9 protein-coding genes and 1 tRNA gene are annotated in these 11,701 nt (G+C 63.7%); 6 read left to right on the top strand and 4 right to left on the bottom strand.

Going from position 1 to position 11,701, the window contains the following annotated elements; all coding sequences use genetic code 11:
* Window positions 1–754 precede the first annotated feature (754 nt).
* From ACN0RC_RS11170 to ACN0RC_RS11160, 3 genes are all read right to left on the bottom strand, one after another.
* Complete coding sequence (locus ACN0RC_RS11170; protein ID WP_417511673.1) at window positions 755–1,780, bottom strand: hypothetical protein; 1,026 nt, start codon at window positions 1,778–1,780, stop codon at window positions 755–757.
* Between the two features lie 238 nt (window positions 1,781–2,018).
* Window positions 2,019–2,579 (bottom strand): recombinase family protein, encoded by a 561-nt coding sequence (locus tag ACN0RC_RS11165; RefSeq protein ID WP_417511671.1) that lies wholly within the window; start codon window positions 2,577–2,579, stop codon window positions 2,019–2,021.
* A gap of 266 nt (window positions 2,580–2,845) precedes the next feature.
* The gene (locus ACN0RC_RS11160) at window positions 2,846–4,363 is read right to left on the bottom strand and encodes a SulP family inorganic anion transporter (RefSeq protein WP_417511669.1); all 1,518 of its coding nucleotides are present in this window, start codon (window positions 4,361–4,363) and stop codon (window positions 2,846–2,848) included.
* Window positions 4,364–4,559: 196 nt separating this feature from the next.
* Between ACN0RC_RS11160 and ACN0RC_RS11155 the strand changes: the two genes are divergently transcribed.
* A complete protein-coding gene (locus ACN0RC_RS11155; protein WP_417511714.1) occupies window positions 4,560–4,913 on the top strand; it encodes a MerR family transcriptional regulator in 354 nt (117 codons plus the stop codon).
* A 223-nt stretch (window positions 4,914–5,136) separates the two neighbouring features.
* On the opposite strand, the gene ACN0RC_RS11150 is transcribed toward ACN0RC_RS11155, so the two are convergent.
* A tRNA-Val gene (locus ACN0RC_RS11150) sits at window positions 5,137–5,209 on the bottom strand.
* A 153-nt stretch (window positions 5,210–5,362) separates the two neighbouring features.
* On the opposite strand from ACN0RC_RS11150, the gene aceE reads away from it, so the two are divergent.
* The 5 genes from aceE to ACN0RC_RS11125 all read left to right on the top strand — a co-directional run bounded on the left by aceE (window position 5,363) and on the right by ACN0RC_RS11125 (window position 11,645).
* A complete protein-coding gene (gene aceE / locus ACN0RC_RS11145; protein ID WP_417511668.1) occupies window positions 5,363–8,089 on the top strand; it encodes a pyruvate dehydrogenase (acetyl-transferring), homodimeric type in 2,727 nt (908 codons plus the stop codon).
* Window positions 8,090–8,120: 31 nt separating this feature from the next.
* A complete protein-coding gene (locus tag ACN0RC_RS11140; protein ID WP_417511712.1) occupies window positions 8,121–9,314 on the top strand; it encodes a PucR family transcriptional regulator in 1,194 nt (397 codons plus the stop codon).
* Between the two features lie 89 nt (window positions 9,315–9,403).
* Window positions 9,404–10,321, top strand: a complete 918-nt coding sequence (locus ACN0RC_RS11135) for an ACP S-malonyltransferase (protein ID WP_417511666.1) — start codon at window positions 9,404–9,406, stop codon at window positions 10,319–10,321.
* Window positions 10,321–11,328, top strand: coding sequence for a beta-ketoacyl-ACP synthase III (locus ACN0RC_RS11130; RefSeq protein ID WP_417511710.1), 1,008 nt, complete (start codon window positions 10,321–10,323; stop codon window positions 11,326–11,328). Before ACN0RC_RS11135 ends, ACN0RC_RS11130 begins: the two co-directional genes overlap by 1 nt.
* A 68-nt stretch (window positions 11,329–11,396) precedes the next feature.
* Complete coding sequence (locus ACN0RC_RS11125; RefSeq protein ID WP_417511664.1) at window positions 11,397–11,645, top strand: acyl carrier protein; 249 nt, start codon at window positions 11,397–11,399, stop codon at window positions 11,643–11,645.
* The last annotated feature ends 56 nt before the right edge of the window (window positions 11,646–11,701 follow it).

Below are 11,701 nucleotides of genomic sequence, written 5' to 3'. Positions count from 1 at the left end.
CGCCTGGTCGAAGGCCAAGTTGTCACGAACTGGATGAAAGCTCTCGAGCAACTCTCCCTCGTCTATCCCGAGCGCATCGAGCGCTACCTCTAACCCCCGAGACATCGCCCGCTTACACACACAACTTGACAAGCTCTTGGCGTAATCCTTTGAAAACGCTGATTCCTACGACGGTCTGCGCATAGATACAATAGGCAAACTCTCAGGTTCAGCCTGTCCGCGAGCGTGTCTATGTCCCACAATCTCCCGCTGCCGCGTCTCAGGACTGAAACCCTGTTTCAGGATTGGATTTCACAGAACTACGCGGCCAAACCGGTCTCATCTCAAATTCTCACAGCACAAGTAAAAGCGTTAGCGTACCGTGAGCGAGATAAGACAGGGAGAGAAAGCGACTATCGACTATTCACCCCTTGTCTCGGCCTGAGGGTCATGGAGCGAGAGCCGAGCGGAATCGCAACTTCGCTCCAGCCTCGACGAGTAACGCAAGGGTTCCGTCAGTAAAGCGCGCACACCACCATCCTCAACGGAGATTTATACAATAGCGCCTGCCCCACCGCCGTCATCCCAGGCGTGGTGCGAACCGGTATTGGTCGATCTGTTCTGGACTAAGAGTCGGAACAATACCCTCCGTAGACCCTGAGCCCGATCGGAGGATAATCCTTATATGCGATGACTTCACGCCAGAGTTTCTGCTTCAAAGAGATGCGGACGGCATCCTTCCCGACTCGAGCAGCCGGAGACCAACTCGCAGCGATCAATCCACCGAGCAAGTACGCTCAGCGGACCACTTCCAAGGATCGCCCTCGGGCCATGATTCCGGGAGCCCGAGAAGAGTCCGGACATCCCGCCCCGCGCGCTTAGCCACCTTCTCGCCGTCCCACTCTCTAACCGTCCCAGGAAAGAGCGATTCCGGGGGAAGAGGATGCAGCGGGTCAGGGTGGGGCCAGAGCGTCACACGCGCCCTGGTGGGGTCATGCAACGACAACTGGTCGACGACCAGCACCCCCGATACTCGCCGATTTCGCCATCCTGCTGGAGAGCCGAAGTAGCCGTCGTGGTTCCGGATTCCTCGTGTCTCTGACCTTCCGTCAGGTCCTGGTTCGTCCACCACCCAGGCGGTGGACCCATACAAGGCATTGTGCAGATCTTCATCGTCCTCATCGAACGTGTACATCCCAACCGCGATCACGAACGGCGCGTCAAGATCGCCATATCTGCTTGCCTTCGACTTGAGGGCGGCAACAAGCTTCCGTCCGTCGTCGATGAACTCGGCCGGGGCATGCGCGTACATGCCGATGGAGCGCGTTTTCTCGCCACGACTACGCTCCCGACGGGGCCAAGCCTCGATCGTCACGCTCCAATCGCCGCGAACCAGGGTGAGAGTCGGCAGACCGGCCAGGTCTACTTGATCCGGGTCGAGCGTGGCGAGCCAGTCCCGAATCTGCTGCCGAAAGTTCGCGCCCGGCGCACTGTGCAGGCTTTGCTGGATGTCCACTGTCACAAGCAGGAAGTTGGGGTCGCCAACTTGGTCGAGCGCGGCGAGAAGGTCAGCCTCACGCGACGCCCGTGCCTGTTGGGCTTTGGAAGTGCCGGGCACAATCGCCTCAACGTAGAAAGCGCCCGCGTCGCTCTGCACCAAGAAATCGGGTCGATGCGAAGAGCGAGGCACTTCTGGATGGATGAGCACTCGATACCCCCCGCCAAGCAACGACTGATGAAGGAAGAGTTCCAGAAAGGCGCTGCGGGCTTGCGCGTTGTCCGACCGAAGGGCGGCGCGCACATCTGCGTAGTTCGGATCTCCGACGTTCTCTGCCCACGCCTGATGTAACGCCCGGCTCTGCTCCCAGTACGCCCCAGCCACACGGTTGAAGAACTCGAAGGTGCTCTCTCCGTTTCGCTGCGGGTCGTAATCTGTCCTGTCACGGGCGTCATAAATCGCTGGGCGAGTCACGCCCTCAGCTTGTCGGTGCCCTATTCTCGTGCTGCCCAGGCTCGCCGTAGCAGGCCGCTCCCGGGTTCTAGAGCGTCGAGATCACTCGATAGAGCGTCGCCTGCGAGATGCCGGTCATGCTCGCTATCTCGGCGCGGCTGTGCTCGCCAGAGGCCAGGAGCTTCTTGATCGTCGTCAGCTTCTTGGCATCCACCTTCGAGGGGCGCCCCCCCACGCGACCCTGCGCCTTCGCTGCGTCGAGACCGGCGCGCGTGCGCTCGATCATGGTGGCGCGCTCCAGCTCCGCGAAGGCTGCGAGGATCGTCAGCATCGCCTTGCCCATGGGTCCGGCGCTGAGATCGATCTGCTCTGTGAGGCTTTTGAACGTGACGCCACGGTCGATCAGATCCTCGATGACCTCCAGCACGTTCTTCGTGTTGCGCCCCAGGCGGTCGAGCTTCCAGACGACGAAGGTGTCGCCGCGTTCGAGCCGGTCGAGAGCCTTGTCCAGTTCCGGACGCGACGCCAGCGTGCCGCTCACGCCGCGGTCGGTGTAGAGCCGATCCACCTTCGCCTCGGCCATCGCCGCATCCTGCAAGGCGGTGTCCTGATCCTTGGTGCTGACTCGCGTGTACCCGATGATTGCCATGGACCCAGTCTCTCAATACTCGGCTCTCAAATCAAGAGGTTTTGCAAGATACTTTTGAGAGATCGATATGCGCCTGATCGAGGTTCTGAGAGCACTCTCACCCAGCCATCGTTTTTGAGGGAGCCCGTCTTCCGCAAAGTGGCGTCGGCAACGCGCACCAAGCTGCGTCAGAGGGGTCGTCATCGGGGCGTGCATACGAGCAGCCCACGGAGCACCGACGGAGGAACGACCGCGCGGATCGCCCCTTCGATCGGTTATTCGTCCGGTCAGTGACCGGCGCCCAGGTTTCCGGTCAGTCGACCGTGAAGGGCAGCGGCGGTGTCGTTAAGGCCAACGATGGTGACGGTCTTGCCGCGGTTGTCGTATTTGGTGACGATCGCGTCGAGCGCGGCAACGGTGGAGGCGTCCCAGACGTGAGATCGGGTCATGTCGATCACCACGGTGTCGGGGTCGTCCCCGTATTCGAACTGGGTAGTCAGGTCGTTGCTGGATGCGAAGAACAGTTCGCCGTTGACGACGTAGTGCGCTGTCGTGGCAGTGTCGTCGATGGTTCGGGTGACGGTGACGAAGTGGGCAACGCGACGGGCGAACATGATCATCGCGGCGACGACCCCGAGAATGACTCCCACGGCGAGGTTATGGGTCCAGACGGTGGCGATGACGGTGATGAGCATGACGGCTGTCTCGCTCTTAGGCATCCGCTTGAGAGTGCTGAAGCGAACACTGTGCCAGTCAAACGTGGCGATCGAAACCAGGATCATCACCGCAACAAGCGCAGCCATTGGGATGATTGCGACGACGTCTCCGAGAGCGAGGATCAGCACGAGCAGGAACACGCCCGCAAGGAAGGTCGAGATGCGGGTGCGCGCACCGGAGGCCTTGACGTTGATCATCGTCTGACCGATCATCGCACACCCGCCCATGCCTCCGAATGCTCCAGAGAGGACGTTGGCGGCGCCCTGTCCGAGTGCTTCGCGGGTCTTGCGTGAGTGGGTGTCGGTGATGTCGTCAACGAGTTTCGCGGTCATCAGGGATTCGATTAGTCCGACGACGGCCATCGCGAGCGCGTAGGGCGCGATGATCTGGAGCGTCTCGAGTGTGAGGGGCACGTTCGGAATGAACAGCTCAGGCAAGCTCCGCGGCAGTTCGCCTTGGTCGCCCACGTTCGGGACATTCCAAGCAAATACAACGACGGCGGCGGTGAGTAGAACGATTGCGACCAGGGGCGCGGGGATCACCTTTGTCAGTCGCGGCATGAGGTACATGACCAGCAGCCCGACGGCGACGAGCGGGTACACGAGCCACGGGACACCGATGAGCTGCGGGAACTGTGAGGTGAAGATGAGGATTGCGAGCGCGTTCACGAATCCGACCATCACCGAGCGGGGGATGAAGCGCATGAGCTTGGCCACACCGAGCAGAGCGAGGATGACCTGGATGACACCACCGAGCAGGACGGTGGCGATGAAGTAGTCCATGCCGTACTCGCGGGCGACGGGGGCGATGACGAGCGCAATCGCGCCGGTCGCGGCGGTAATCATCGCCGGGCGACCGCCGAGGAACGCGATCGCGACCGCCATGACGAAGGACGAGAACAAGCCGACGCGGGGGTCGACCCCGGCGATGATTGAGAACGCGATCGCTTCCGGGATCAGTGCGAGGGCGACGACGAGCCCGGCGAGAACTTCGCGGGTGAGCAGGCGGGGGTTGCGCAGCGCCTGCATGACGGTGGGTTCGATGCGGTAGCGAGACGCGGCATCGCGTGTGGGGGTGACGGCAGTCATGTGCCCTCCAATGTTGGGCTCTCTCGTGAGAGCGGGGATAACGAGTGGGGGCGCGCAGCGGCGCGCAGGCGCCGGTCAGGCCGACGCGAGAAGATAAGGAGTTCGAGCGCGAGAGCCGCGCCGATCCCGACTCTAACGTAACGTGAGTGTTGCGAAGAAATCGACAGGAGGCTGGCCTGTGGCCATCGAGGAAACCATGCGCATCGGAGAGGTTACCGAGCGCACGTCCCTGTCGCTGCGCACTCTCCGGCACTGGGAAGATGCAGGGCTCGTGACGCCGTCCGCGCGCTCCGAAGGCAACTTTCGGCTCTACACCGAGAAAGATGTTGAGCGGCTGTTGCTCATCCGACGGATGAAGCCCCTTGGGTACACCCTTGATGAGATGCGCGAGCTGCTGGACGTCGTCGACGCACTCGCAGTCACCCCTGACGATGCTCTGCTTCGCGCCCGACTCGATGACATCCGCGAGGCTGCCGCACTTCGACGCGAGAAGCTCACCGAACAGCTCGCCATGGCCGACGAGTTCGTGGGTCTGCTCGGTCGTCTGTAATCCAGGGCGTGAGCTCTGCAAGTCGATTGCGTGCCGAACGTAGGCTCACCGCATGACTCTCGAACGCAAGAGTCTACGAAACAAAGGTGGCGACTGCGGTGCAACCCCAATTTGCGAAGGCCCGCGTTGGGTAACGAAGTCCACAGCGAGCCCGGGGGCCGCAGGGGGGCCGCGAGAAGTTCCCGAAGTATCACGGAGGTGCGATATCCCACTGTTCTCTAGGTGGGCCCTGCCGGGATCGAACCGACGACATCCACGGTGTAAACGTGGCGCTCTACCAGCTGAGCTAAAGGCCCTGGTGGAACTATTCTAACGGCCTCGCAGATGCGCGACGTAACCGCCGAAGACGGCTAGGCTGAATACGGCGCGCGTTGTGCAAAGCCGACAAGGCTTCCCGCGTCGCTTCCCGTTTCCTTGGCATGACCTGCCAGCATGACGAAAGGCTCCACGTGACCGTTCACGACCAGGATCCGTACTCCCAGGGCCCCCTTGACAGTGATCCGGACGAGACAGGCGAATGGCAGCAGTCGCTCGACGAGCTCGTCGATGTCAAGGGCCCCGGCCGTGGCCGCGAGATCATGCTCAGCATGCTCAAGCGCTCCAAAGAGCTGCATCTGAACGTGCCGATGGTTCCGACCACCGACTACATCAACACGATCGCTGCAGAGAACGAGGCAGCGTTCCCGGGCGATGAAGAGCTCGAGCGCCGCTACCGCCACTGGATCCGCTGGAACGCAGCCATCACGGTGCACCGCGCACAGCGCCCCGGTATCGGTGTCGGCGGTCACATCTCCACCTATGCCTCGGCAGCATCGCTGTACGAGGTCGGCCACAACCACTTCTTCCGCGGCCAGGATCACACCTCCGGTGGCGACCAGATCTTCTACCAGGGCCACGCCTCCCCCGGAATGTACGCTCGCGCATTCCTCGAAGGTCGCTTGAGCGAAGACCAACTCGACGCATTCCGTCAGGAGAAGTCCGGAGCGCCGAACGGCATCCCCTCGTACCCGCACCCGCGTATGATGTCGGACTTCTGGCAGTTCCCGACCGTGTCGATGGGTCTCGGCCCGATCAACGCCATCTATCAGGCGATGACGAACAAGTACCTCGCCAACCGCGGCATCAAGGACGTCGCCGACTCGCACGTCTGGGCGTTCCTCGGCGATGGCGAAATGGACGAGGTCGAGTCCCGCGGACAGCTGCAGGTCGCAGCCAACGAGGGCCTCGACAACCTCACCTTCGTGATCAACTGCAACCTGCAGCGCCTCGACGGGCCTGTGCGCGGTAACGGCAAGATCATTCAGGAACTCGAGTCGTACTTCCGCGGCGCGGGCTGGAACGTCATCAAGGTCGTCTGGGGCCGTGAGTGGGACGACCTGCTCGCACGTGACTCTGAGGGCGCTCTGCTGAACCTCATGAACGTCACCCCCGATGGCGACTACCAGACCTACAAGGCCGAGAGTGGCGCCTTCGTGCGCGAGAACTTCTTCGGTCGTGACGAGCGTGCAGCGAGTCTGGTCAAGGACTACACCGACGACCAGATCTGGAAGCTCCGTCGCGGCGGCCACGACTACCGCAAGGTGTACGCGGCCTACAAGGCGGCCATGGAGCACAAGGGCCAGCCGACCGTCATCCTCGCCAAGACCGTCAAGGGCTACGGTCTCGGACCGCACTTCGAGGGCCGCAACGCGACCCACCAGATGAAGAAGATGACGCTTGACGACCTCAAGCTGTTCCGCGACACGATGCAGATCCCGATCACGGATGCGCAGCTCGAGGCTGACCCGTACCGTCCGCCGTACTACCACCCGGGCGCACAGGACGAGACGATCCAGTACATGCTGGACCGCCGCCGCGACCTCGGTGGTTTCCTCCCCGAGCGCCGTACCACTCACGTGTCTCTCAACCTCCCAGAGGACAAGGACTACGCCTTCCCGAAGAAGGGCTCCGGCAACCAGGAAGTCGCCACGACAATGGCGTTCGTCCGCATGCTCAAAGACCTCATGCGGGTCAAGGGCTTCGGTGAGCGCATCGTGCCGATCATCCCGGATGAGGCGCGCACGTTCGGGATCGACGCGTACTTCCCGACCGCCAAGATCTACAACCCGAACGGCCAGAACTACACCGCGGTCGACCGTGAGCTTCTCCTCGCTTATAAGGAGAGCCCGCAGGGTCAGATCATGCACGTCGGCATCAACGAGGCCGGCGCTACCGCGGCGCTCACCGCAACGGGCAGCTCGTACTCGACGCACGGCGAGCCGCTGATCCCGATCTACATCTTCTACTCGATGTTCGGCTACCAGCGCACCGGCGATGCCTTCTGGGCCGCCGGAGACCAGATGGTCCGCGGATTCGTGATCGGTGCGACCGCTGGACGCACGACGCTGGCCGGCGAGGGCACACAGCACGCAGACGGCCACTCGCCGCTGCTCGCTTCGACCAACCCCGCTACGATCAGCTACGACCCGGCCTACGGCTACGAGGTCGCGCACATCGTGCAGGCCGGTATCGACCGTATGTACGGCGGTACGCACCCGGACCCCGACGTCATGTACTACCTCACCGTCTACAACGAGCCGCTCAAGCAGCCCGCTGAGCCGGAGAACGTCGACGTCGAGGGCATCCTCAAGGGTCTGCACCGCGTTTCCGAGGGCACCGGTGACGGAGACCGCGTCCAGTTGCTCGCATCCGGTGTCGGTGTGCCGTGGGCGATCGAGGCACAGGAGCTGCTTGCGAACGACTGGGGCATCACTTCGGATGTCTGGTCGGTCACCAGCTGGAACGAACTGCGTCGCGACGGCCTCGCCGCCGATGAGCACAACTTCCTGCACCCTGAAGAAGAGCCCAAGGTGCCGTACCTGACGCAGAAGCTGCAGGGCGCCACCGGTCCGTTCATCGCCACGAGCGACTTCATGCACGCGGTACAGGACCAGATCCGCCAGTGGGTTCCGGGCGATTACTACACGCTCGGTGCCGACGGATTCGGGTTCGCCGACACTCGTGCCGCAGCACGTCGCTTCTTCAAGATCGACGGTCCGTCGATGGTGGTTCGTGCGCTCCAGGGCCTCGCTGACCAGGGCAAGGTCGACCGCTCCGTGATCGCGCAGGCGATCGCGAAGTACGACCTGCACAACGTCAACGCAGGTGCCAGCGGAAGCGCCGGCGGCGACAGCTGAGCCGCGTGTGACCGCATCGTCTCCCGCCGCCATGGATAAGGCGTCGACGCTCGCCTGGCTGCGTCGGATCTCCGGTGACCTCGCAACCGCGACGATCCAGCGCCTCGAAGACACACTCCCCTGGTACGCCGACATGCCACCAGCCCGCCGTTCTGCGGTGGGGCTGGTGGCCCAGGCTGGCATCACTTCGTTCATCCAGTGGTTCGACGATCCGAATTCCACCCCGTGGATCGCCGCCGATATCTTCGCTGCCGCGCCCCGGGAGCTTCTGCGCAGTGTGAGTCTCACCCAGACGCTTCAGCTCATCCGCGTCACGGTCGAGATCACCGAAGAGCGCATCGCCGGCAAGGGCGAGATGCTGCGCGAGGCGATCCTGCTGTACTCCCGTGATGTCGCGTTCGCCGCGGCAGACGTCTACGCTCGCGCCGCCGAGGCACGCGGGCTGTGGGATGCCAGGCTCGAAGCGCTCGTGGTGGATTCCATCCTCACCGGCGAAGCCGACGAGGAGCTCCCCAGTCGTATCGCGGCACTCGGCTGGCACGGCCACGGCGAGGTGTGCGTGCTCGTCGGAACGACGCCGCCGCAGTTCGACGTCGATCATGTTCGCCGTACCGCCCGCAAGCTCGCCGTCGACGTACTCATCGGCGTACAGGGTTCACGGCTGGTCCTCGTTCTCGGCCGCGCTCAGATGCCCGGCCGCGAAGAAGAGGGCGACGACCTCGCTTTTGATGAGATCGCCACGCGGCTCGAGCCGTTCTTCGGCCCCGGCTACGTGGTCCTCGGCCCTCCCGTCACCGCGCTGGTAGATGCCGGACAGAGCGCACGCGCCGCATTGGCAGGATTCGCCGTCGCACGCGCCTGGCGCACCGCACCTCGCCCTGTCGAGGCCGACGACCTGCTGCCAGAACGCGCACTCGCGGGCGACCCGCTGGCGAAGCAGACGCTGATCGATCGCATCTATCGGCCTCTGCACGCGCACTCCACCGACTTGGTCACGACGCTGTGGAGCTATCTCGACAACGGACGCTCCCTTGAAGCGACCGCACGTGAGCTCTTCGTGCACCCCAACACCGTTCGATACCGCCTGAAGCGCGTCAGCGAAGTCATCGGCTGGGATGCCACCGGTCCTCGCGAAGCGCTGATCCTGCAGACCGCTCTGATCCTTGGATCCGTCGGCACGGCAGAACCAGGGCGCCGTCGAACGGCCACTCGCCGCCAGCGATAACGCCGAACTGTGCGCCACGCACAAACGATCTCGCGAATCTTGTGAGGGTACATCCACCGTTCCGCGATGATCGTTGGCAGACTAGACGGGTGATTGTCGTCGCTTGCCCGGGACAGGGCTCACAGACCCCCGGCTTCCTCGCCCCCTGGCTCGAACTCGACGGCGTGGCTGACCGCCTCGGTCGGTATTCCGAAGCCGCCGAGGTAGATCTCATCGCGCACGGCACTGAGTCAGATGCTGACACGATCCGCGACACGCGCATCGCCCAGCCCCTCATCGTGGCCGCGTCGTTGATCGCGGCGCACGCGCTCACCGAGCGTGCAGGTCGGCGCCCCGATGGCGTCGCCGGCCACTCCGTGGGCGAGCTGGCGGCGGTCGTCGGAGCTGGAGTGATCTCGGCGGAGCAGACGATGCGCCTGGTCGGCATCCGCGGGCGAGCAATGGCGGATGCGGCAGCGCAGGCCCCCACCGGCATGAGCGCGGTCATCGGCGGAGACGAGCAGGCAGTCCTCGACCGGCTTGCAGAACTCGATCTGACGCCGGCCAACTACAACGGTGGCGGCCAGATCGTCGCCGCAGGCGCTCTGCCCGCACTGGCTTCGCTCGCCGAGACGCCGCTGCGCGGCACGCGCGTCATCCCTCTGCAGGTTGCTGGTGCGTTCCACACCTCCTACATGGCACCCGCCGTCGACGCGCTGCGCGCCGCCGTGGCGGATCTCGCACCGAACGACCCGAATCTCACCCTCTGGACCAACCACGACGGTTCCGTCGTCTCCTCTGGGGCGCACGCTCTCGATCTCATCGTCAACCAGGTCTCCTCACCCGTACGCTGGGATCTGTGCATGTCGGCCTTCGCCGAGGCGGGCATCACTGGCATGATCGAGCTCACGCCCGCAGGTGCTCTCGCCGGCCTTGCCAAACGAGGACTGCGTGGAACACCCGTCGTCGCAGTCAAGACGCCAGATGATCTCGATGCAGCCGCCGCGCTGCTGAACGGAGCCGCATGATGACCGCAACACTCAAGCAGGCGACCGGCCCGCAGTACACCCGCATCCTCGCCTTCGGCGCGGCACGCGGTGAGAATCCGGTTCCCAACGACGATCTCGTCGGCCCGATCGACTCCAGCGACGAGTGGATCCGCCAGCGCACCGGAATCATCACGCGCGCCCGTGCGAATAGCGAAACCAGCGCAGTAGACCTCGCCGCGATTGCCGGGGCTGAGGCCATCGAGAAGTCCGGCATCGCGGCATCCGAGATCGATCTCGTCATCGTCGCCACCATCAGCAACATGCGCCAGACGCCATCTGCTGCTGCTGTCGTCGCCGATCGAGTCGGTGCGAACCCGGCTGCCGCCTACGATTCCAACGCCGCCTGCGCGGGGTACGCCTACGGCATCGCTCAGGCAGACGCGCTGATTCGTGCAGGAGCTGCACGCTACGCGCTCGTGATCGGTGCGGAGAAGCTCTCGAACGTCGTCGACCCCACCGATCGCAGCATCTCGTTCCTGCTCGGCGACGGCGCAGGAGCAGCCCTCATCGGCCCCAGCGACACACCGGCGATCTCGCCCGTCGTCTGGGGGTCTGACGGCTCCAAGGCCGATGTCGTCAGCATGAACCACACGCTCGTCGAGTACCGCGATGGCAACGGCGACGTGCCGTGGCCGACCCTCCGCCAGGAAGGCCCTGCGGTCTTCCGCTGGGCAGTGTGGGAGATGGCGAAGGTCGCTCGAGAGGCGCTTGAGGTGGCGGGTATCGAAGCATCCGACCTCGCAGCATTCATCCCGCATCAGGCGAACATGCGCATCATCGATGAGTTCGCCAAGCAGCTGAAGCTCCCCGAGACAACGGTCATCGCCCGCGATATCGAGACCACCGGCAACACCTCGGCCGCATCGATCCCGCTCGCAACGCACCGACTGCTCGAGGAACACCCCGAGGTCTCCGGCGGCCTGGCACTGCAGATCGGCTTCGGCGCCGGTCTTGTCTTCGCCGCGCAGGTCGTCGTCCTGCCCTGAACTCCGCACACCGTTCTCTAGAATGGGCAACGGTTCCGAACACAACCCGCAAGAAAGAGGAAAACCACATGGCTTTCACCAACGATGAGGTCCTTTCCGGCCTCGCTGAGCTCATCACCGACGAGACCGGCATCGACAGCTCCGAGGTCGCACTCGAGAAGTCCTTCACCGATGACCTCGACATCGACTCGATCTCCATGATGACGATCGTCGTCAACGCCGAGGAGAAGTTCGGCGTCACCATCCCCGACGACGAGGTCAAGAACCTCAAGACCGTCGGCGACGCTGTGAACTTCATCGTCGCAGGCCAGGAGTAACAGATCTGACGGATGCCACCCCTGCCATCTGCAGGGCGTGGCATCCTCTGTCGGTG

Origin of the sequence: Microbacterium sp. (genome assembly GCF_048259935.1) — a bacterium.
Taxonomy (GTDB): Bacteria; Actinomycetota; Actinomycetes; order Actinomycetales; family Microbacteriaceae; genus Microbacterium.
Note: the sequence above shows the minus strand (reverse complement) of the source record. Positions and strands in the feature narration are given on the sequence as shown.